At 60.8% G+C, this 21524-nt stretch carries 24 protein-coding genes and 1 tRNA gene; 14 read left to right on the top strand and 11 right to left on the bottom strand.

Translation table 11 applies throughout. The features are described from left to right. The first annotated feature begins 3 nt into the window (after positions 1–3). The 3 genes from ACZ5YV_RS06420 to ACZ5YV_RS06410 are packed head-to-tail and all read left to right on the top strand — an operon-like array spanning position 4 to position 3693. Positions 4–1815, top strand: coding sequence for a hypothetical protein (locus ACZ5YV_RS06420; RefSeq protein ID WP_464789066.1), 1812 nt, complete (start codon positions 4–6; stop codon positions 1813–1815). Between the two features lie 4 nt (positions 1816–1819). Then, complete coding sequence (locus ACZ5YV_RS06415; RefSeq protein ID WP_464789065.1) at positions 1820–2737, top strand: tyrosine recombinase; 918 nt, start codon at positions 1820–1822, stop codon at positions 2735–2737. Positions 2738–2748: 11 nt separating this feature from the next. Further along, positions 2749–3693: an acetyl-CoA carboxylase carboxyltransferase subunit alpha gene (locus ACZ5YV_RS06410; RefSeq protein WP_464789064.1), complete on the top strand. Its 945-nt coding sequence runs from the start codon at positions 2749–2751 to the stop codon at positions 3691–3693. A gap of 299 nt (positions 3694–3992) precedes the next feature. On the opposite strand, the gene ACZ5YV_RS06405 is transcribed toward ACZ5YV_RS06410, so the two are convergent. Together ACZ5YV_RS06405 and ACZ5YV_RS06400 are read right to left on the bottom strand one after the other, a co-directional pair. Next, complete coding sequence (locus tag ACZ5YV_RS06405; protein WP_464789063.1) at positions 3993–4154, bottom strand: Flp family type IVb pilin; 162 nt, start codon at positions 4152–4154, stop codon at positions 3993–3995. Positions 4155–4289: 135 nt separating this feature from the next. Next, positions 4290–4475 (bottom strand): Flp family type IVb pilin, encoded by a 186-nt coding sequence (locus tag ACZ5YV_RS06400; RefSeq protein WP_464789062.1) that lies wholly within the window; start codon positions 4473–4475, stop codon positions 4290–4292. A gap of 80 nt (positions 4476–4555) precedes the next feature. Between ACZ5YV_RS06400 and ACZ5YV_RS06395 the strand changes: the two genes are divergently transcribed. After that, positions 4556–4963, top strand: a complete 408-nt coding sequence (locus ACZ5YV_RS06395) for a (deoxy)nucleoside triphosphate pyrophosphohydrolase (RefSeq protein ID WP_464789061.1) — start codon at positions 4556–4558, stop codon at positions 4961–4963. Positions 4964–4999: 36 nt separating this feature from the next. Here the strand turns inward: ACZ5YV_RS06395 and bfr are convergent, their stop codons facing one another. The 3 genes from bfr to ACZ5YV_RS06380 all read right to left on the bottom strand — a co-directional run bounded on the left by bfr (position 5000) and on the right by ACZ5YV_RS06380 (position 7101). After that, a complete protein-coding gene (gene bfr, locus ACZ5YV_RS06390) occupies positions 5000–5479 on the bottom strand; it encodes a bacterioferritin (protein ID WP_196224051.1) in 480 nt (159 codons plus the stop codon). Positions 5480–5631: 152 nt separating this feature from the next. After that, complete coding sequence (locus tag ACZ5YV_RS06385) at positions 5632–5802, bottom strand: (2Fe-2S)-binding protein (protein ID WP_449471793.1); 171 nt, start codon at positions 5800–5802, stop codon at positions 5632–5634. Positions 5803–5856: 54 nt separating this feature from the next. After that, on the bottom strand, positions 5857–7101 hold the full coding sequence (locus tag ACZ5YV_RS06380; RefSeq protein ID WP_464789060.1) for a DUF418 domain-containing protein: 1245 nt from the start codon (positions 7099–7101) through the stop codon (positions 5857–5859). Positions 7102–7160: 59 nt separating this feature from the next. On the opposite strand from ACZ5YV_RS06380, the gene ACZ5YV_RS06375 reads away from it, so the two are divergent. Next, complete coding sequence (locus ACZ5YV_RS06375) at positions 7161–7928, top strand: methyltransferase domain-containing protein (RefSeq protein WP_464789165.1); 768 nt, start codon at positions 7161–7163, stop codon at positions 7926–7928. Positions 7929–7966: 38 nt separating this feature from the next. Here ACZ5YV_RS06375 and purL read toward each other — a convergent pair whose 3' ends face one another. Continuing rightward, positions 7967–10144, bottom strand: coding sequence for a phosphoribosylformylglycinamidine synthase subunit PurL (gene purL, locus ACZ5YV_RS06370; protein ID WP_464789059.1), 2178 nt, complete (start codon positions 10142–10144; stop codon positions 7967–7969). Between the two features lie 116 nt (positions 10145–10260). Between purL and ACZ5YV_RS06365 the strand changes: the two genes are divergently transcribed. After that, complete coding sequence (locus tag ACZ5YV_RS06365) at positions 10261–10695, top strand: DUF805 domain-containing protein (RefSeq protein ID WP_464789058.1); 435 nt, start codon at positions 10261–10263, stop codon at positions 10693–10695. A 49-nt stretch (positions 10696–10744) separates the two neighbouring features. Here the strand turns inward: ACZ5YV_RS06365 and ACZ5YV_RS06360 are convergent, their stop codons facing one another. After that, positions 10745–11128 (bottom strand): hypothetical protein, encoded by a 384-nt coding sequence (locus ACZ5YV_RS06360; protein WP_464789057.1) that lies wholly within the window; start codon positions 11126–11128, stop codon positions 10745–10747. 170 nt (positions 11129–11298) lie between these two features. On the opposite strand from ACZ5YV_RS06360, the gene ACZ5YV_RS06355 reads away from it, so the two are divergent. The 5 genes from ACZ5YV_RS06355 to queA all read left to right on the top strand — a co-directional run bounded on the left by ACZ5YV_RS06355 (position 11299) and on the right by queA (position 14940). Beyond that, positions 11299–11559: an exodeoxyribonuclease VII small subunit gene (locus ACZ5YV_RS06355; RefSeq protein ID WP_196224044.1), complete on the top strand. Its 261-nt coding sequence runs from the start codon at positions 11299–11301 to the stop codon at positions 11557–11559. Between the two features lie 11 nt (positions 11560–11570). Beyond that, entirely contained in the window at positions 11571–12479 is a 909-nt protein-coding gene (locus ACZ5YV_RS06350; protein ID WP_464789164.1) for a polyprenyl synthetase family protein, read from the top strand. Positions 12480–12482: 3 nt separating this feature from the next. Beyond that, entirely contained in the window at positions 12483–12995 is a 513-nt protein-coding gene (gene coaD, locus ACZ5YV_RS06345; RefSeq protein WP_464772134.1) for a pantetheine-phosphate adenylyltransferase, read from the top strand. 94 nt (positions 12996–13089) lie between these two features. Then, positions 13090–13842, top strand: a complete 753-nt coding sequence (locus tag ACZ5YV_RS06340) for a peptidylprolyl isomerase (RefSeq protein ID WP_464789056.1) — start codon at positions 13090–13092, stop codon at positions 13840–13842. 69 nt (positions 13843–13911) lie between these two features. Then, positions 13912–14940 (top strand): tRNA preQ1(34) S-adenosylmethionine ribosyltransferase-isomerase QueA, encoded by a 1029-nt coding sequence (gene queA, locus ACZ5YV_RS06335; protein WP_464789055.1) that lies wholly within the window; start codon positions 13912–13914, stop codon positions 14938–14940. 14 nt (positions 14941–14954) lie between these two features. On the opposite strand, the gene ACZ5YV_RS06330 is transcribed toward queA, so the two are convergent. Together ACZ5YV_RS06330 and ACZ5YV_RS06325 are read right to left on the bottom strand one after the other, a co-directional pair. Then, positions 14955–15293 carry a DMT family protein gene (locus ACZ5YV_RS06330; protein WP_464789054.1) on the bottom strand — a complete coding sequence of 113 codons (339 nt, stop codon included), beginning with the start codon at positions 15291–15293 and terminating at the stop codon, positions 14955–14957. Between the two features lie 193 nt (positions 15294–15486). Then, a complete protein-coding gene (locus ACZ5YV_RS06325) occupies positions 15487–16407 on the bottom strand; it encodes a DUF2171 domain-containing protein (protein ID WP_464789053.1) in 921 nt (306 codons plus the stop codon). Positions 16408–16606: 199 nt separating this feature from the next. Between ACZ5YV_RS06325 and ACZ5YV_RS06320 the strand changes: the two genes are divergently transcribed. The 3 genes from ACZ5YV_RS06320 (at position 16607) to ACZ5YV_RS06310 (ending at position 17960) form a co-directional block, all read left to right on the top strand. Further along, positions 16607–16682, top strand: a tRNA-Ala gene (locus tag ACZ5YV_RS06320). Positions 16683–16750: 68 nt separating this feature from the next. Continuing rightward, complete coding sequence (locus ACZ5YV_RS06315) at positions 16751–17521, top strand: NUDIX hydrolase (RefSeq protein WP_464789052.1); 771 nt, start codon at positions 16751–16753, stop codon at positions 17519–17521. A gap of 166 nt (positions 17522–17687) precedes the next feature. Continuing rightward, positions 17688–17960, top strand: a complete 273-nt coding sequence (locus ACZ5YV_RS06310; RefSeq protein WP_464789051.1) for a DUF4242 domain-containing protein — start codon at positions 17688–17690, stop codon at positions 17958–17960. Here ACZ5YV_RS06310 and trpE read toward each other — a convergent pair whose 3' ends face one another. Continuing rightward, positions 17961–19502: an anthranilate synthase component I gene (gene trpE, locus ACZ5YV_RS06305; RefSeq protein ID WP_464789050.1), complete on the bottom strand. Its 1542-nt coding sequence runs from the start codon at positions 19500–19502 to the stop codon at positions 17961–17963. Beyond that, a complete protein-coding gene (locus tag ACZ5YV_RS06300) occupies positions 19486–21438 on the bottom strand; it encodes a SurA N-terminal domain-containing protein (protein WP_464789049.1) in 1953 nt (650 codons plus the stop codon). Before ACZ5YV_RS06300 ends, trpE begins: the two co-directional genes overlap by 17 nt. Positions 21439–21524: the final 86 nt, after the last annotated feature.

The raw sequence follows: 21524 nt of genomic DNA, 5'->3' as shown, positions 1-21524 counted from the left end.
GGCATGCGTCAAGGCCGGTTGAATGCGAAATGGGCGCTTGGAACGCTTGCGCTCGCTCTCACGCTGCCGGTGATTGCGCAGGAGTCGCCTGAATCGCTCCTGCCCCCCGGTTTTGGAGAGGCGCCCGAGACTCCACCCGCCGCCGGATCGCAAACGCCGCGACCGGCAAGTCCGGCTGCTCCCGTTCCGATGATTCAGCCCTTGCCGTCCGGTAGCGCTACGGCTCCTGCCGACAATGCAGTGGGAAATGCCCCGGAGGAAGGGCTGTCAGAAGAAGAGCTGGCGGCGCAGAAGCAGAAATATGACCTTCCTGAAGGTGCGCATCGGTCGCTGGACCGGATTGGGCCGCTGACGCCCGAACGGCGTGGCATGGCGGCTGATGCCTTCGGCGCACAGTCCGGGCAATTTCTCGCCGCGCTGATGAAGGAAATGCGGGCGCCGATCACGTCGCGCTGGGCCTCTATCCTGCTTCGGCGTGCGCTGCTCTCCGCGACCGACACGCCTCGTGATATCGATGGCGCCGACTGGGTTGCGGAGCGGGCCTGGTTGTTGCTGCGCATGGGCGAGGCGGATAGCGCGCGGCTGCTGGTGCAAAGCGTCGAGTCGGACAAGTTCACGCCACGCCTCTATGCGGTGGCGATGCAGACTTATCTAGCCACGGCGGATCCGGCTGGCCTGTGCCCTCTGTCGGCTGGCGCGCTGCGTCACAGCAAGGAGCCGGGGTGGGACATGACGCGGGCGATCTGTCCGGCATTGTCCGGCGATCAGGGGTCAGCGAGCGCTGCGCTCAATCAGGCCCAGCGGCGCGGCGTGGTGCGCGGGATAGATTACCGGCTCGCGGAAAAGGTCGTGGGCACCGGATTCGACGCGCGGCGATCGGTGAAGATCGAATGGGATGGGGTTGACGGGCTGACGGCATGGCGCTTTGGCCTGGCAACCGCGCTCAATGTGGAAATTCCCGAACCGCTATATGCCACCGCCGGGCGCCACGTGCGTGCGTGGGAAGCGCGCGCGCCTGCGCTCAGCGCGGTTCGTCGCCTGCCAGGCAGCGAGGCCGCGGCCCGGCTTGGCGTGTTTTCGAGCCAGGCTTTGGTAGGATTTTACAGTCAGCTTGGCGCTGACGGCGACGCGTCGCCCGAAATTGCCGACCGGGTCGACGCGCTGCGCACCGCCTATCGTGGTGGCTCGTCCGAAGAACGGGTCCAGGCGATGCGGACGCTGTGGCGGGACAATAGCAAGCCTGATTATGTCGGCCTGATCGCCACGGCCAAAGCCGCCGCTGCTTTGCCGGTCGCAAACATCGATGCGAGAGAGGCCGCCAACCTGGTCGCGGCCATGCTGACCGCAGGTTATGATCGCAGCGCGGCGCATTGGAGCGGGGTGGCCCGACAGGCGGAGGGGGATGGCGCTGGCGACCTCTGGGCGTTGCTGGCGGTCGGCGCGCCCAGTTCGGTTGTCGATATTAGCGAAGGGCGGATTTCTTCCTTCGCGGACGAAGCTGGCGCGGAAAAAGGCCAGATGCTGATTGCTGCGCTGGCAGGCCTTGCTCGCATCAATTCGCAAGCAAGCGCTTCATTGGCGCAGGATAAGGGGCTCAACCTGGCGGCGAATAGCCGGTGGGCGAGGGCGATCCATCAGGCGGCGGCGAGGCGGGAAAAAGCCACCGTCGCCCTGCTCGCGGCAGTGGGCATGCAAACGGCAGAGTGGAATCGTCTGCCACCCGCTCATCTCTATCATATCGTCGCTGCTCTGCATCAGGTCGGGCTTGATCCCGAAGCGCGGATGATCGCGGCGGAGGCGATTACGCGGATTTAATCCCATGGGCGAAGATGGCGCGCTGATCGGTCGTTTTCTGGAAATGATGGCGGCTGAACGGGGGGCGTCGCGCAACACCTTGCTGGCCTACCGCGCCGACCTGGAAGGCGCGGCGGCGATTTTGGGTGGCCTTTCGATCGCGACGAAGGAAACCGTTGCGGGATTGGCCACAGCCTGGGCAGAGCTGGCGGCTTCGTCCGTTGCGCGAAAAGTCTCGGCACTGCGCGCATTTTACGGCTTTCTGGAAGAAGAGGGGCTGCGGGCCGACAATCCTTCCACGGCGCTGCCACGCCCCGCAACGCGCAGGCCCCTGCCAAAGATATTGTCGGCGCAAGAAGTCGAATCACTCTTTGCCTTGATCGAACAGAAACTGGCGGTCGAGCATCCCAGCGCATTGGATCTTCGTCTGTCCGCCCTGATCGAGCTGTTATACGGTTCCGGTTTACGGGCTACCGAACTGGTATCCTTGCCCCGTCGCGCGCTGGCAGCGGATCGGCCGTTCCTGATTTTAAAGGGCAAGGGCGCGCGCGAGCGACTGGTGCCGATATCGGATCGGGCGCGGGCCGCCGTTTCCACGTGGTTGCCGCATGTCCCTGCTGAAAGTCCTTGGCTGTTCCCGTCGGGAAAAACTTATCTCAGCCGCATTCGGCTCTATCAGTTGGTGAAGCAACTGGCTGCCGCCGCCGGTATCGCTCCGCAGCGGGTCAGTCCCCATGTGCTGCGCCATGCCTTCGCCACGCACCTGCTGGAAGGGGGAGCGGACCTACGCGCGTTGCAGTCGATGCTTGGCCATGCCGATATCGGAACGACCCAAATCTACACGCATGTCGATAGCCGCCGACTGGTCGAACTGGTCAACAGCCGTCATCCCCTGGCGACAATGCGCCATCGTTTCGTTGACGAAGAAGCGTCTGCACCCTAACGCCGTCGGCCATGGTTAGCTTTCTGGAATTTGAAAAACCTATCGCCGAGCTAGAGGCGCGTGTCATCGAATTGCGCGCGACGGCCAGCGCTGGTGACATCGATATCGGCGATGAGATCGATAAGCTTGAACAGCGCGCGACCAAGGTGCTTGTGGACACATATGCCAAGCTGACGCCTTGGCAGAAGACCCAGGTTGCCCGTCATCCTGACCGCCCGCACTTCAAGGATTATGTCGCGGGCATGTTCGACAATTTCATGCCCCTCGCCGGTGATCGCGCGTTTTCGGATGATCAGGCGATCATTGGCGGTCTGGCGATGCTGGGTGACCGCCGCGTCATGGTGATCGGTCATGAAAAGGGTGACGACACCGCCAGCCGCGTTCGTCATAATTTTGGGATGGCGAAGCCTGAAGGCTATCGCAAGGCGATCCGCCTGATGCAATTGGCTGACCGTTTTGGGCTGCCGGTCGTCACATTGGTTGACACATCGGGCGCGTTCCCTGGCGTACAGGCGGAAGAGCGCGGTCAGGCTGAAGCGATTGCCCGCTCGACCGAACAGTGTTTGGCTCTAGGTGTGCCCATGGTCGCTGCGGTAGTGGGTGAGGGTGGCTCCGGCGGCGCAGTCGCATTGGCCGCCGCGAACCGGGTGTTGATGTTCGAACATGCGGTCTATTCGGTTATTTCCCCTGAAGGCTGCGCATCGATCCTGTGGCGGACTGCCAACAAGGCGAGCGATGCCGCCACCGCTATGCAGGTTACCGCCCAGCATCTTAAGGATTTGGGCGTCATCGACCGGATCATCGCGGAGCCCATCGGCGGCGCGCATCGGGAGCCGGTGCAGGCGATCGCCAGCCTGGGTGCCGCCATTGGCGAAGAGTTGGATTCCCTTGCCGGATTGAGCGCGCAGGATCTTCGTACTGATCGGGCTGATAAGTTCCTCGCCATCGGCGCTTGATCACACAGCGGGTGGCGTCAATTGTTCCCAGATGCTGCGCATGTGTGACGCGACAATAAAGCCGCATCGCGTTATCGTTGTGATCGTCGAAGCTGGAAATGCTGAGCAATCGTGCAGCCGACGCGTGTTTATCCCGATTGTCAGTTAGAGCGCTTACGACGCTCAACGCTTTGACGATGCAAAGCTTGCTACAACAGCGCCAGCGGTTGAAAATCGTTATCCAACGGTCGAATTAGGCCTGTGAATACAAAAAAAGGCGGCGGGATTGCTCCGGCCGCCTTTTTTCTATCGTTCCAAAATCAACCCATGTTGTTCGAAACTTTGTTGAAGGTGTTGGTCAGCTTGCCGCCGAGGCTGGTCATTGCGCCGATGGCGGCGACAGCGATCAGAGCTGCGATCAGGCCGTATTCGATGGCCGTTGCACCCTTTTCATTCTTCAGCATCTTGCGAACGAACTTCATGTGAAGTCTCCTTGACTAGAAAAAATCCCGTTTAACTCCCGGCCGCCCCGCTTGAAATAGGTCAGCTATGGACGGTTTATGGGAGTTAGATTGACAAAGATTTAATGGCGCGAAGGAAGTGTCAGATATTGATGGTTAATGCGCGAGAACCTCTGTGGCGACATTGTTCCACATGCCAGTGGTTTTGTTTGCGACATTCGATATCGCCGCGAGTGCGGCCAGACAGACCAGAGCCAGGATCAGCCCATATTCGACTGCGGTTGCTCCCCGTTGACACTGCAGCAACCTCGATCGGGATAGGCGTTTGATCAACCCGCGCATTGCATCACCCGTTTATTGCAGACAGTCCCGTTTGGCCTTGTAAAAGAGCCAGAGTTAACAAACCCCTTTGCTGGACGAATATGACGATAATTGATCCCTTGTTGGTAGTGGCCGCCGCACTTGTCGATGCGGATGGTCGGGTGCTGCTACAGCAACGACCGCCTGGCAAAGCGATGGCGAGCTTGTGGGAATTTCCTGGGGGAAAGGTGGAGGCGAGCGAAACGCCTGAGGCTGCACTGGTCCGCGAACTGGAAGAAGAACTGGGGATCCGTACCCACACCAGTTGCCTCGCGCCCGCGGCTTTTGCCAGCGAGCCGCTCGGCGACCGGCACTTGTTGCTTCTGCTCTATGTTTGCCGAAAGTGGGAGGGCCTGCCCGAGGCACGGCACGCCACCGAACTGAAATGGGTCAGGCCCAACCAGATGTATGCGCTGGATATGCCGCCGGCGGACCTGCCATTGATTGGCCTGCTCGATTCGCTGATCTGAAATAGGGCGGGCTAACGGCATGGCCCGCCCGCCGAATCACTCTTCTCTGGCCTTGCTTTGCAGCTGAATATAGTTCTGAATGCCCATGCGTTCGATCATTTCGAACTGGGTTTCCAGTGTGTCGACATGCTCTTCCTCGCTTTCGAGGATCGACTGGAACAGATCGCGGCTGACATAATCGCGCACTGTCTCGCAATGGGCGATGGCATCCTTCAGAACGGGAAGTGCTTCATATTCCAACTCAAGGTCGGCCTTCAGTACCTCTTCGACCGTTTCACCGATTTTCAGGCGGCCAAGCAGCTGGAAATTGGGCAAGCCGTCGAGGAAGAGGATGCGTTCCGCCACCTTGTCGGCGTGCTTCATCTCATCGATCGACTCTTCATATTCGAATTTGGCGAGCTTCTCGATGCCCCAATGATCGAGCATCCGGTAATGCAGGAAATATTGATTGATCGCGGTCAGCTCATTCTTGAGGACCTCGTTGAGATAGTCGATGACCTTGGAGTCACCCTTCATGGCGTTGTCCTCAGGCTATTGGAATGAAGCCGTAACTATAATGCCGTCACGGGCTTTTGTTAACCGGAAACGCTCGAAAAACGGGGATTTTACTAGACGCTATTGCGTCAAGTTCGCGTCAGAAGGAGCGGCTGCGGATGATTGCCATCGGATCAGGCGGTCGCGCGTTCGGCAGCTATCAGCGTGCGGGCGAAAGGTACGCATTGGCCGCATTTGGGTCGACGGCCGAGGCGAGCATAGGCGCTGCAAGGGGTATCGGCGCCGCCCCGCACGGCTTCCTTCAGATCCTTTTCGCGAATGGCATTGCAGACACAGACGACCATGAGGCTCTCCCTAAATCGGGAATATCCCAAATGATAATGGTTCGCAATAGAATATTAGATGCTGTTGCGAATCTTTTGCGCTTTCCCGCGAGCCAAACTTCGCCACAGCCATTCTAGTGGCCCTATGGCGAATCGGGATAGCCAGGCTGTCGACCAAGCAAGCATGAACAGCCATCCACACAGCACCAACAGCGGCAGTTCCAACGGCCGGAGATGCGAAAATAGCCCTAGTCCCCATCCATAGAAGACAGCGCACATGATGAGGCTGGTGCCGAGATAATTGCTGAGAGCGAGGCGCCCCGTGCGCGCGACCGCCATCGTCATGCGGCTCTGTCGATGTCGCGTGAATATCCACAGGATCAGTGCCGCCCAGCCTGCCGCAAGCGGGATGCGGAAAGGAAATGACCAGGCAAGCGACACGCCAATGGACGGAACAGCAGGGAAGTTTCGCCAGAGCAGCCAGCCCGCGAGCGCCACCATGGGTGGCAATCCGACCAGGAAACAATGGCGGGCAGTGCGCCAATATTGCTCCGCTTCCCATCGTCCAGTCAGGAAGCCGCCCTTCAGCATCGCCATGCCCATGAGCATGAAACCAAGAGTGTCGAATGCGCTCATGAAGAAGGTCCACCACCAATCGTGGAGCAAAAGGTGCAAATGATGCGTCAGGATGGTTGCGAAGCTGCCACGGTAGGTGGCGATCTCCTGCCGGATGGTTGGATCATCCGGGTTGGTGAATGGGCCGATATATTGCGCGAAGCTATCCCGGATGCTGGCGGTCGCGCTTGGTGCGACGGCCGCGTCTGCCCATCCGTGGATGCTGAATATGAACAGCGCGCAGATCAGAAAATGCGCGAGGAAGAAGAAAAAGGCCCATTTGATGAGCGCCAACGGTTCCTTGCGGATGAACAGCATCGCGATCAGCCCGATCAGGGCATAGTTCATCAATATGTCGCCCGCCCACAGCAGCAGATAATGGGCAAGGCCGAAGACGAACAGCCAAGCCGCCCGGACGATTTGCGCCTGCTGTCCATCACGCCCCTCCATCTCCTCCCGATCGATCAGCAGCAGCATGGACGCGCCGAACAATATCGAAAAAAGAGCCCGCATCTTCCCGTCGAAAAACAGGAAGCTGATCAGCCAGAACAGTTTATCGCCGACGGACAGCGGGCCAACAGCGGTCGGATTGAAATAAGCCGTTTGCGGCAGGGCAAAGGCGCTAATGTTCATCCACAATATGCCCATGACGGCGCACCCGCGCAGCACGTCCATGGCGGCAATCCGGGATGAAGGGGGATGCATGCGGCGAGGTTCCTTAAAGACGCTGGCAAAGTCGGCGGGGCTCTGTCATGCGACTAGCCATGAACAGCGGCCGCAAGCAACGGATAAGCGAAGCATTCGGCGCTGCGGCCGATCATTACGAAGATCATGCCGGTCCCCAACGCGCAGCAGCGGCGCTGGTCGCCGACCTTGCTCAGCGGCAGAAGCCCGGCGGAGTAGGGCGCATCCTTGAAATCGGTTGCGGAACCGGCCTGTTGACCCGCGACATTCAACAGCGATGGCCGAAGGCGCAATTGGTCGTCACCGACATTTCACCGGAAATGCTTGCCCGAACGGCTACAGGGGCGTTCGTTGCGGGGACTTTTCTTGCCATGGATGGCGAAGCGCCGCCGTTCGAAGGGGAGTGGTTCGACCTCATCCTGTCGAGCCTCGCCTTTCAATGGTTCGATGATCTGGAAGAGGCCATCGCTCGCCTAGTGGCGCTGTTGAGACCGGGGGGCAGCCTGATCTTTTCTACCATGGGAAAGGAGAGTTTTGGTCAATGGCGAGCAGCTCATCAGGCTTGCGACCTTGTTCCCGGTGTGCCCAATTACCCCTCGCTCGATGACCTGTCCTCAATGCTGCGCCGATATGAGGATGCCTTCGCCTTTGACGAAACTTGTTCGCTCAAATGCAACGGCGCACGTGGCCTGATTGCTCATTTGAAAGGCATTGGCGCGGTGGTGTCGAGCGAAGGCCGGAAACCGCTTTCGCCTAAAGAACTGAAGAAGGTGATGGCGGCATTCGATGCCGGAGATGGCACTGACGCCTATCAGATATTGTTCGGACGGGTGACCCGGCCTGCCTGACATGGCTCCTGTTGAACAGGAGCCATGTGCATTAGCTCTTACAGTTCCGCGTCCATCAGGTTGGGGAAGAAGCCCTCGTGCGCAGAGCGCAGGTCAGCGAGATTCACGCCCGCCACATTGTCGCCGCCGATAGTGCCGATCCTGACTGCACCGGCAATCTCCGTATCCGCCGCCGCTGTTACGACATAGCGGCCCTGATCTTCGCCAAAGGCCGCTGCGGTGTTCAATTCGATGTCGAGCTGCGCGCCCAATCCGCCTGCCAGAGCCATTTCGGCGATGGTTACCAGCAGGCCGCCATCTGAAATATCATGAACGGCATTGACCTTGCCTTGCGCGATCAACGTGCGGACAGCTTCGGCATTGGTTCGTTCGGCGGCCAAGTCCACCTTCGGCGCGTCGCCAGCTTCGCGGCCTTGAATTTCCCGCAGCCAAATGGACTGGCCGAGATGTGTGCCTTCGCCGCCGATCAGCCAGATTGCATCGCCTTCCTGCTTGAAAGCGACGGTCGCCATCCCATCGACGTCCTTCAGCAGGCCAATGCCGCCGATTGCGGGGGTGGGCAGGATTGCCGAGCCGCCGCCCGTCGCCTTGGATTCATTGTAGAGGGAGACGTTGCCCGACACGATGGGGAAGTCGAGCGCGCGGCAGGCGTCGCCCATGCCTTCCAGACAGCCGGTGAGCTGCGCCATGATTTCCGGACGCTGTGGATTGGCGAAGTTCAGGCAGTTGGTGACGGCAAGCGGGGTCGCGCCAACGGCCGAGATGTTGCGATAGCATTCGGCGATTGCCTGCTTTCCGCCTTCATAAGGATCGGCATAGCAATAGCGCGGGGTGCAATCAGTGCTGATCGCGATTCCCTTTTGCGAGCCGTGGACGCGCACCACTGCCGCGTCGCCGCCGGGGCGCTGCACCGTGTCGGCGCCGACCATGTGGTCATATTGCTGCCAGATCCAGCGGCGGCTGGCGATGTCGGGGGAACCCATCAGCTTGACGAGATCGGCGCCGATGTCCGCGCTTTCATCGATCTCGCCCAGCGGCTGGACGCCGGACCAAGCCTTATATTCGTCCTTCGGCATGGACGGACGATCGTAGAGCGGCGCATCGTCGGCCAGCGGTGCGAGCGGAATGTCGCATACCGTTTCGCCCTTGTGCACCAGAACCATGCGGCCCGTGTCGGTTACATGGCCGATCACGGCGAAATCCAGTTCCCACTTGCGGAAAATGGCTTCGGCGAAAGCTTCCTTGCCCGGCTGGAGCACCATGAGCATGCGCTCCTGGCTTTCCGAGAGCATCATTTCATAGGCCGTCATGCCGGTTTCCCGCTGCGGCACGTCGTCCATGTTGAGCTGAATGCCGACGCCACCCTTTGACGCCATTTCGACCGAGGAGGAGGTAAGGCCCGCCGCGCCCATGTCCTGGATGGCGACGATCGCGTCGGACGCCATGAGTTCAAGGCATGCCTCGATCAGCAGCTTTTCGGTGAAGGGATCGCCGACCTGAACGGTCGGCCGCTTGGCATCGGCATCGTCGCCGAAGTCGGCCGAAGCCATGGTAGCGCCATGAATGCCGTCGCGGCCGGTCTTCGACCCCACATAGACGATCGGATTGCCGATGCCGCTGGCAGCCGAATAGAAAATCTTGTCCGTGTCCGCGACGCCGACGGTCATCGCGTTGACCAGGATGTTGCCATCATAGGCAGGATGGAAATTCACCTCGCCGCCTACCGTCGGCACGCCGACGCAATTGCCATAGCCGCCGATGCCATGCACCACACCGCTGATGAGGTGCTTCATCTTCGGATGATCGGGGCGGCCAAACCGCAGCGCGTTCATGTTCGCGACCGGACGCGCGCCCATGGTGAAGACGTCGCGCAGGATGCCGCCAACGCCCGTCGCCGCGCCCTGATAGGGTTCGATGTAGGACGGGTGGTTGTGGCTCTCCATCTTGAAGATCGCGGCTTGCCCATCGCCGATATCGACGACGCCCGCATTCTCGCCGGGACCGCAGATGACTTGCGGGCCTTCCGTCGGCAGCTTCTTCAGGTGGATGCGGCTCGACTTGTAGGAGCAATGCTCCGACCACATGACCGAGAAGATGCCCAGTTCCGTCAGATTCGGCTCACGGCCGAGGGCGTTCAGAACGCGGTCATATTCTTCCGGCGAAAGGCCATGTTCGGCGACGATTTCCGGGGTGATCTGAGTGGCTGCGGTCGACATGAGCGCGCCTTTAGCCGGGGAGGGGCGGATAGACAATCCTCGCGCGGCTGAACTCGGGAAAACATGCTATTTATATGCGTTGGATCACCGATCGGAGGACGGGACATATGGAATGGATGTTGTTGCCGCTTCGCCGCTACGCCCGTTTTTCCGGCCGTGCGCGGCCCAAGGAATATTGGATGTTCATCCTCTTCCTTCTGCTTTGCTTCATCGCGATTGGCATTGTCGAAGGGCTGCTGGGCCTCAGCACCACCGAACATTGGGTACGGCGCGGCCCCTGGTGGTTCGATACCGGCTATCACACGCGGGGAGGTCCGCTCACCGGCCTGTTCGGCCTGGCCATTCTAATCCCATGGCTCGCCGTGGCAGTGCGACGGTTGCATGACACGGATCGAAGCGGTTTGTGGCTGCTGATCATTTTCTTCCCGCTGATCGGAAGCCTGGTTTTGCTGGTCTTCTTCATCATGAGCGGGACGCGCGGTTCCAACCGCTTTGGTCCTGACCCCGTAGAGGTTGGTGAGCCCGAACTGGTCGGCAGGATAGGGAAATGAAAAAGGCCGGGCTGTTGAGCCCGGCCTGTGAAAGACATGGAAATGTTGATCAGGCTTTGCAGCTAACGCCGCTTTTGCCCGGAAGGGTGGCGGTGATCTGCTTGCCGCTGCCATCGACCGAATAGCCGCCTTCGGCCGTGAAGGGCTTGCCAGCTTCGGGGGCGACGAGCTTTGTCGGCGCGCCGTTCTTTTCAGTGCGCAGGTTGGCGGTCTTGTCGTCGCTCAGGAAATCGACGAAAATGAGGCTGTTATCCTTGCAGCGATACTGGCGGGTTACCTTCACAGAAGGCGGCAATTCGACGGGTGCGGCATTCGCGAGCTGTTGAGCCATCGGATCGGCAGGGCCGCCGACGACTTCGGGTTCATCATTTTTGTTGCAAGCGGAGAGCATGCTGAGAGCAACGGCGGAAATCAGGGGGAGATAATATTTCATAGCGGTCCTTCTATGTGCACTTGCCGGCGTGAGCGTCAACGCAAAACTGCCAAAATCCCTCCAGTCTTGTGCGAGTTTCGATGACGCTTTTGTTACAAGCAGGCCCGGAATCTGCCTTGCGGCGTGGTGTAGGCTTGACCCGGCCACCTGCGCTCGCCAATGCATGGGGCATGGCCGAAGACAGCAAGACAGAGCCGGGCGATTTGTCCCAATTGTCGTTTGAGGATGCGCTGCGGGCGCTGGAGTCGATTGTCCGCCGACTGGAAAGCGGTGATGTGCCGCTCGACGAGTCGATCTCGCTCTATGCGCAGGGGGAAGAGCTGCGCAAGCGCTGCCTTGAACGTTTGCAGGCGGCGGAGGCTCGCATCCAGAAATTGACCATCGATCCCAGCGGCGCCGTTACGGGCGCCCAGCCTTTCGGCGCGGATTGAGCGCCGCGGTCATGGAGGGGCTGACCTCCGGTTCAGCGATGGTGACTGTCCGGGCGGCTGCCGTCGCCGCGGACATTGATCACGCGTTTGAACTGTTGCTGACCGTTCCCGATGATCCGCGTGCGCGCCTTTATGAGGCCATGCGCCATGCGGCCATAGGCGGCGGCAAGAGATTGCGTCCTCTGTTGGTGCAGGCGGCGGGCGAGTTGTTCAACATCTCCCAGGATTCGTTGCTTCGCGTCGGGCTGGCTGTCGAATGCATCCACGTCTACTCGCTGGTGCATGATGATCTTCCGGCGATGGATGATGATGATATGCGCCGGGGCAAGCCGACGATCCACAAGGCCTTTGATGAGGCGACGGCGATCCTGGCCGGGGATTGTCTTCATGATCTTGCCTTCGAAATATTGGCGGATGAAGAGACGCATCCGGACCCCTTCGTGCGGGTGGAGCTGGTAAAGGCGCTGGCGCTGTCCAGCGGACCTGCAGGTATGGCGGGTGGGCAGATGATGGATCTGGAGGCGGAAGGCACCAGCTTCGACCTCGTCACCGTAACGCGCTTGCAACAGCTTAAGACCGGGGCGCTCATTGCATTTTGTGTGGACGCGGCGGCGATCATGGCGCGCATTCCGGCCGATGCTCGCACCAGCCTTCATGGCTATGCGCGCGACATCGGCCTGGCTTTCCAGATTGCCGACGATCTGCTGGATGTCGAAGGTGACGCCGATCTGGCGGGCAAGGCGCTTGGCAAGGATGCGGCGGCGGGCAAGGAAACCTTCGTATCCCTGCTGGGCGTTGAGCGTGCGCGTGAACAGGCGCGTTTGCTGGTGGATCAGGCCAAGGCGCATCTTCATAGTTTCGGCGGGGAGGCCGATCTGCTGCGATCAATCGCAGACTATATCGTGGAAAGGGACCGGTAAGGCATGAGCAGGCAGCGGGTGGGGGTCTATCCCGGCACGTTCGACCCGATCACTTTGGGTCACATGGACATTATTCGCCGAGGGGCCAAGCTCGTCGACAAGCTGGTGATCGGCGTGACCACCAACATTTCCAAATCGCCCATGTTCTCCGATGAAGAGCGGCTGGAGATGGTGCGCCGTGAATGCGTTGGCATCGACGCGGACATCGTCGTCACTGGCTTTAATTCACTGCTTATGGATTTCGCCGAATCGCAAGGCGCCAGCGTGATCATTCGGGGCATTCGGGGCGTCACCGACTTCGAATATGAATATCAGCTCACCGGTATGAACCGGCAGATCAACCATCGGGTCGAAACCGCCTTTCTGATGGCCGACGTCTCGCTTCAGCCGATCGCATCTCGCTTGGTCAAGGAAATCGCCTTTTACGGCGGGCCGATCGACAAGTTTGTCAGCCCCAGCGTGCGGGATGATGTAGTCGCCCGGGTGGCGCGCCTCGGAAAGAAGGGCGACCAATAAAGGCCGCTCAGCCTTCGTTCAGTTGCCAATCGCGAAGAGCGCGTTATCAGAGCAGCTTCGCCACCAGGCGTTAGATATTAGGGAAAGCTCATCCATGCGGTTCAGTTCGGCGTTTAAGACCGTGGCGATCACTATCGCTCTCTATGCGTCGGGCGGCGTGGCGCTGGCCCAGGGTGGCGGGGGCGCGAATGCCGAAGAGGCAAAAAGAGCCGAGGCTGCCGCGCGGGCCGAGCAGAATGCCAAGTCGATGGGACAGGATCCCAGCGCGAAACTGCCGCCCGCTTCGGTTCCGGTGGACCCGCAGGACGTCTGGGATCTTGACCTGTCGAGCGGCGGCCGTGTTCGCATCCAACTGCGTCCGGACATCGCTCCCCAGCATGTCGAACGTATCAAGCAGCTGACGCGGCAGGGCTTTTACAACGGCCTGAAATTTCACCGCGTGATCCCCGGTTTCATGGCGCAGGGCGGCGACCCGAAGAATGACGGAACCGGTGGATCGTCGCTTCCCGATTTGCAGGCGGAATTCAACCCGATGCCGCATCTTCGCGGCACCGTGTCGATGGCCCGCGCGCAGGATGAGAATAGCGCCAACAGCCAGTTCTTCATCCTGTTCCTGCCCCGCATGCAGCTCGACAAGAAATATACGGTGTTCGGCCGCGTGATCGAAGGCATGCAATATGTCGATGCCATCACGCCGGGCGAGCCGCCCGTAAACCCGACCACGATCCTGCAGGCATCGATTGAAAGCGACGGCAAGCCGCCGGTCATGGCGCTTCCGACGCCGCCTGCGCCTTCCATTATTACGCCCGCACCGGTGAAGAAAGCGTCATCACAGAAGAAGCGATAAGTCGCACCTGAAGTGGATTATGCCGATGTCGCATCGGCATAATCGCCGTGCCTTGAGGACAGCGCTCGCATGCGCGTAGATCTTTTCGATTTCGAACTGCCGCCTGAAAGCATCGCGCTAAGGCCCGCGTCGCCACGTGATGCGGCGCGCCTGCTGTTGGTCGATGGCGAAAGGCCTTTCGAAGATCGCACAGTCCGGGACTTGCCCGCCTTGCTACGCGCGGGTGATGTGCTGGTGTTCAATGATACCAAGGTCATCCCCGCTCAATTGGAGGGCGTTCGCGGCCAGGCGAAGATCGGCGCCACGCTCCACAAGCGCCTTGGCCTGCGCCAGTGGCAGGCTTTCCTTCGCAATGCCAAGCGAGTGCGCGAGGGCGACCAGATCGATTTCGGTGCAGGCGTCACCGCTCTAGCGGGCGCGCGCGATGAAGAGGGCGGGGTGACGCTCACCTTCGAGGGGGATGAGCCTGTCGAGGTGCTATTAGAGCGGGCGGGGCGCATGCCATTGCCGCCCTATATCGCCAGCAAGCGGCCTACGGACGCCCGAGACCGCAGTGACTATCAGACCATGTTCGCTCGCGAAGACGGGGCGGTGGCGGCTCCGACGGCGGCTTTGCATTTTACGCCCGCGCTGATGTCGGCACTCAGTGAGGCGGGTGTCATGTCGGAAACGCTGACGCTTCATGTGGGCGCGGGGACGTTTCTGCCCGTGAAGGCGGAGGATACCGATGATCACCGCATGCATGCGGAGTGGGGCCGGATCGAGCAAGCCGCCGCCGACCGGCTGAATGCTGCGCGTCGAGCTGGCGGTCGCCTTATAGCGGTGGGCACGACTAGCCTGCGCCTGCTTGAGAGTGCCTGCGGGGAAGATAGAGTGATCCGCCCGTTCGCGGACGAGACCCGCATATTCATAACACCGGGCTACCGGTTCCGCGCCGTGGATGGGTTAATGACCAACTTCCATCTGCCTCGATCGACACTGTTCATGCTGATAAGTGCCTTGATGGGGCGGGAGCGGATGCAGGCGGCCTATGCTCACGCGATAGAAAGCGGATACCGCTTTTACTCCTATGGGGACTCGTCGCTTCTTCTGCCTTAGCTCGCCGATTCGCTTTAGGGTCGCCCTACGAACAGAAAGCCTACCGCCGCCATTATACACAGGAAGGCGGCCGCGTGGCGCCAATGGAGCGGTTCACCCAAAACCGTCACCATGAAGCCTCCGAAAACGATCAGGGCGATTGCTTCCTGCGCGATCTTCAACTGGCCTGGGCTCCAGCCGCTGGCAAACCCAATACGATTTGCGGGTACGGCGAAACAATATTCGACGAGCGCGATGCCCCAACTGATCAGGATGACCAACAGGATCGGCTTTCCCATCCCGCCCTTCAGATGCCAGTACCAAGCTATGGTCATGAAAAGGTTGGAAATGACCAGCAGCAATATGGTTGGCATGGAAGGGCCTCGTAACGCGTGTCGTTGCGCTCTGGCATTGCTTGAGGCCCAAGAGCAAGGGCTTGATTGACCTTATCCGCCCTCCATACCGACCGCATTAAAAGGTGGGACCGGCTCGCCACTGCGGGGTAAGGAAGCGGACAGGCAAGGGGTCCGGACATCCGCCGGACCCCTTGCCTATTTTTATCTTCGATTAGCGATTGCGTTCCGTATCGTGCGAACTGACGCCGCCAGCGTTCCATCCGCTCTGATCGCGCCCTTCGCCAAACAGGGCATTCTGCTCTCCCTCGGTTCGCCATGCATGGCGCGCTTCATCGGCCGTCTTTTCCAGCGTCACCCTTTGTTCGTCCACCGACCTGATCCAGGACGACGGTACGGAGTGGTGCACGCCGCTGGCATCCTGATCATTCTTGGTCAGAATGATGCGATCGCCACTTAACCGATCGACCGTTCCCACATGAGCGCCGTCGCTTCCGACGACTTCCATATGTTCGCGGACCTGTTGCACCGCCTGACGCTGTTCGGTGCGCCGCGTGCGCCAGGTGCCGAACTCGCTGTTGAAGCGATCGCGATGCTCCCGCTGATATTCAGCATAGTCGCGGTCCAGCTCATTCATCCGCTGTTGTCGCCACGCATAATAGTTGGCGTCATGATGCTCGCTATAGTCATGCGTGGGGCCGTAGGCGCGTACGCGACTGCCATGATCCTCGCTGCCATAGCCGCTGCGTTCCCCGGTGTAGGGCGCATAGCCGCGGTTCGGCAGATACTGGTTGCTGCGTGATGCCGAGGCGAACCCAATGCGGCTGCTTTCATCGCGCGGGTCGCCATAGGGGCGGTTATAATATTCGTCATATTCGCGACGGCGTTCTGCTTCTTCATCGCCGAACCAACTGCGGATTTCATCTCCCGCGCGATCGAAAAAGCCACGCTCTTCCGGATCATAATGTTCTGGTGACCGCCGGGAATCCGAACCGCTGAACTGGCCGCGCGTGCCGTAGCGATAGCTACGATCATCGCGCCAGTCACGCTGCCCGCGATGGCGGTCGGATCCGCGATCCCAGTCGCTGCGAGTCCTGTCATCGTCTCCATAGCGACGTCCGCCTTGATAGCCCATCGTCCTTCTCCTTGGCTGCTGTTGCTACGGCCTAAAAGCCGTTACATCACCAATGAGCAGCAGGACGCATCGTTCCGGATGTTACGTGCGGGTAACATCGCTCTTCCGCACCATGCTGCCGACGCTGCTGTAAGGCCCTGCTTTTCCGAAAAAGCCCGTTGCAAGGGAATCTCCGCTCGCTTATAGGCAGCGCTCCTTCGGGGCCGTAGCTCAGCTGGGAGAGCGCGTCGTTCGCAATGACGAGGTCAGGGGTTCGATCCCCCTCGGCTCCACCACCCCTCCTTTAACGGGGTGATCCGGAAGGACTTTACCGCTAGCATTGTACGCGCCTATGGCGGCTTTCATGGCATCGACCAAAAGTGAAGGCCGGGTAGCAGCGACAGCCGTGATCGTTCGCGACATGCCCGATGGGCCGCCGCATATCTTGATGATGGAACGCGCTGGGAGCATGGCTTTTGCAGCGGGAGCGCTGGTGTTTCCAGGAGGCGCGGTTGATGAGGCGGATCGGGAATTGGCCCGCGCCGTGGATGCTCCCGGCAACGTGGAGGAGACCGCCGCTCGGCTGGCGGCGATCCGTGAAACGCTGGAGGAAAGCGGCCTTGGCATCGGTTTTGGGGTGCGGCCCGATCCGGCGCAGTTGTTCGAAATGCGGCGCGCCCTGACGGATGGCGAAGATTTTTCGGCGATCGTCGAAGCGCACGGGATCAGGCTCGCCCTGGATCAATTGGTGCCATTCAGCCGCTGGCATCCTGCGGACGCGGAAATGGCCGCGCGCATTTATGACACGCATTTCTATTTGGTGCAGGCGCCAGAAGGACAGGTCGCGAGCGCGGATACGACCGAGAATGTCCGGTTGTTCTGGATGAGCGCGAGTGACACGATCGCTCTATGCGATGCGGGCGGCGGGCGCATCATTTTCCCGACCCGCCGCAATCTTGAGCGATTGGCCTTGTTCGACAGCTTCGCCGCGATGGCGGCCCACGCAGCGTGCTTTCCCGTCGAAAAGATCAGTCCCTGGCTGGAAGAGAGAGGCGGCGTGCGCCATCTCTGCATCCCCGATCATCTCGGTTATCCCGTGACGTCGGAACCGATGGAGCGTGTGCAGCGTGGTTAGGCCATGCGCTGGCTCCGCTGGCGCGTTCCCGCTTATTTCAGCGATTTTCCAGTGGGACTGAAACGCCGCGCATCAGGACCATCTGGGGGGCGATGTCGTTAGCGTCGTTATGGACTCGCGCCGCACACAGGCATAGATTCGGCGCTCTTCACGCATGGAGGTGGTCATGCCGCAGTTCGTGATAGAAAGAGAGATGCCCGGCGCGGGAAGGTTGCAGGGCGATGAGCTCAGGAACGCTTCACAAGGTTCCTGTAATGTGCTGCGCGAACTTGGACCCGAGATACAGTGGGTCCACAGCTATGTGACGGATGACAAGATCTATTGTCTCTACCGCGCGCCCAGCGAAGAGCTGATCCGGCAGCATGCCGAGCTTGCGGGATTTCCCGCCAACAGCATCGCCAGAGTTCGGTCGACGATTGATCCAACGACGGCCGAGTAATTATTGCCCGAAGCCAGCCTGCCGCGCGAGATCGACGGCTTCCCGCGCTGCCGCGAGGAGTGCGCCACTCTTCGCCTCGCACTCGCGCTGCTCATATTCCGGCGTGGAGTCGGCAACGATGCCCGCGCCTGCCTGGACGTGCATGATGCCATCCTTAAGCACGGCGGTGCGTAGCACGATGCAGCTGTCCATATTGCCGTCGGGTCCGAAATAGCCGACGCCGCCTGCATAGGCGCCGCGCGTCTCCGGCTCCAGTTCCGCGATGATCTCGCAAGCGCGGACTTTGGGCGCGCCCGAAACCGTGCCTGCCGGGAAGCCCGCGAATAGGGCGTCCAGTGCATCCTTGTCTGGCGAAAGACGGCCGACGACATTCGACACGATGTGCATGACGTGGCTGTAAAATTCGACGCTGTAGCTGTCGGTGACCGTCACCGATCCGGCGGTAGCGACCCGCCCCACATCATTGCGCCCGAGGTCGAGCAGCATCAGATGTTCTGCTCGCTCCTTGGGATCGGCGAGCAGGCTTTCGCGATTGGCAGCATCCTCGACACCGTTTTTGCCGCGCGGACGCGTTCCGGCGATCGGGCGGATGGTGACTTCGCCATCCCGTGCACGCACCAGAATCTCGGGGCTGGAACCGATCAGGGCAAAGCCGGGCAGATCGAGATAATAAAGGAAAGGCGAAGGATTTATCCGTCGCAGTGCCCGATAAAGCGAGATCGGCGGAAGGGTGAAAGGGCTGGTGAAACGCTGGGCGAGCACCACCTGAAAAATGTCCCCGGCAACGATATAGTCCTTGGCCCGTTCGACCATGGCCTTGTAGCGACCTGGCTCCAGCGCGGGGGTCACATCGACATCGGCAATGTCTTGGGCCGGAGGTGTGTGGGGCAAGGGTGCGGCCAGTCGCGCCGCCGTTGCATCGATCCGCTCCAGAGCCTGCGCGATCGCCGCGTCGGCATCGCTGAAGCTGCCCTTCCACACCGGCGCGACAAGATACAGCGCGTCGGCCAACCGGTCGAAAACCAGGATGATGGTTGGCCGGACGAACAGCATATCAGGCAGTTCAAGCGGATTGGGCGCTGGCCGCGGCAGCTTTTCGACAAGGCCGACCGTCTCATAACCGAAATAGCCCACCAGGCAGGCGAGGGCAGGGGGAAGCGCGGGATCAAGCTCAGCCCGGCATTCCGCCACAAGTGCGCGCAAGGCATCAAGCGCGCCAACCGCTTCCGGAACAAATGCCTGCGGGTCCGTTGCCCAGTGGCGATTAATCTCAGCCGCCTGTCCCTGCGCGCGGAAGACAAGATCAGGCGCGAGGCCGATCAGGCTATAGCGCCCGCGAACCGCACCACCTTCGACCGATTCCAGCAGAAAGTCGCCACGATCGGCTTCGAACAGCTTGAGCGCAGCGGAAATCGGCGTGTCCGTGTCCGCGATCTGGCGGCGCCACACCAGCGCCGAATTGCCAGCGGCCAGTGCGGCATGAGCGGCCGCTATCCCGTCATTGCCTGCGCTGCCCGCAACCATGTTACTGTGCGCCGCCATTGGTGCTGGCAAGCGCGCGCTGGACGCTGGCGACAGCTGACGGGTTCCGGGTCACGCCAAGCTGCTTTTCGACCGCCCGTTCGAACTGCTGCCCATATTCCTGGCCGACGACATCGCCAAGCTGGCTGCGGACCTGATCAAGCAGGGCGGTCTGGCCGCCCGCATCGCCATGTTTGATGCCGTTCAGTTGCACGATGAAATAGCCGCGGTCTTGACCGATCGGCATCGTCTTGACGCTGTTCGTTGCCATGGAGAACAGGATCGCGACCTCGGCGGGGGGACGCTGACCTTCCCGCATGATATCGGCACGACGCCCGCCCACCGTCTGAGGCGCGGGCAGGCGGACGCCAGCCTGGGCCACGGCATCGGCAAGCTTCATTCCCTTGGCGACCTTCTCGCGGATCTGCTCGGCCACGGCCTTCGCTTTGGCGTTGCCCTGCGCCAGCTTAAATTGGGCAAGTACCAGCGGCTTAACCTTATCCAGCGGTGGCGGCGCGGCGGCGCGAATCTCGGCGGGGGCGGCGAGAGCGTAGCGCTGGTCGGGCGTGACCGGCACGAGTTGCGCGTCGTCGTCCTGGCTCATCTGGAACACGGGCGCCAGCAGCGGACGAACATCGGCCGGAGCCTGATAGGCCTGATCCTCGACCTGCTTGCCATTGGCGATCAGGAAGGGTGTCGTTTCCAGCTTGAGGCCGTTGTCCTTCACCACTTCCTCAAAGCTGCCGCCATCGGCGATCTGATCTTCAACCTTTCCGGTGAACTCGCTCAGCAGGCGCTTCTGCTTTTGCGAGCGGAGCGTCGTTGCGATCTCGTCGCGCACGGCTGACAGCGGCCGCGCGGGAACGGTCTTGACGTTCGATACGCGCAGCAGAATCCATCCGAGTGGTCCCCGGATCGGGCCGACAAGTTCGCCTTGCTTGGCCGTAAAGCCCGCATTTGCGATTGCGGCGGACGTTGTGGTGGTCAGGCTTTCACGGCTTTGATCCACCAGCGCCGACGCCTCCAGCCCTGCACCCTGCGCGGCGGCTGCAAGCGACTTGCCGCCCTTCACCTGCGCTGCGATCGTTTTCGCGGCGGCTTCGCTGGGCAGGATAAGCTGCTCGAAATTGCGGCTTTCCTTGGCGGCGTAGCTCGCTTTGTTCTGATTATAGGATGCGGCAATTTCGGCGTCAGTCGGCTGCGAGGCTTGCGCGAAGCGTTCGCCATCGATCACGGCGTAGCGAATGCGGCGCTGCTCCGGGATGGTGAAGCGCCCGGCATTCTGCTGATAATAGGTGGTGAGCTGTGCGTCGGTGGGGTCCTTAATGTCCGCAAAGGCCGTGGCGGGGACAGCGGCGATCGTCCCCTGGCGTGCCTCCAGCAACAGCGAGGCGTAGGGCAGGATGACGCTGTTCGGCAGTTTAACACCCAAGCCGAGCGGAGCGAGCATCTGCCGTTCCAGGATCTCGCGGGTGATGTCTTCACGCAGGGCCTGTTCCGTGATGCGTTCGCGCAGCAGAAGCTGGCGGAAATTTTCCTGGCTGAATCTGCCTGCAGCGTCCTGAAAGGCAGGGATCTGGGCGATCTGCGCATCGACGAGGCGCTTGGAGATGTGGACGCCCTGATCTTTCGCATATTCCTTCAGCGTCATTGCGGCGACCAGCTGATCATAGATCTGGCCAGCGGCACCTTGAGCGAGGAAATCGCCGATCTGAAGACCCGGGGTGGCGCGGCGCGCATTTTCGAAGACGCGCTGAACCCGTTCCTGGAACTGAGGCAGGGTCAGTCGGGTGCCGCCCGCTTTCGCGACAGTCTCGCCGCTGCCGCCGAGAGAGGTGCCAAACTTGCCGCTCGTGACGTCGCCCATGATGAACGCTGCCGCGATGACGCCTAGGAAAAGGAGCGCGAAGAGGGCGCCGAATTTCGAATGGATGAAGCGGCGGAAGTTTGAAAGCATGAAGTAAGTCCAGAATAGAAAGACTTTTACGGGCGGCCCGCTTTAGGGGCGGATCGTCGCGGCGGCAAGTGCGGCTTGGCTGGACA

Source organism: Sphingobium sp. TomTYG46, from assembly GCF_055396345.1.
This window is presented reverse-complemented; position numbering and strand designations above follow the sequence as displayed.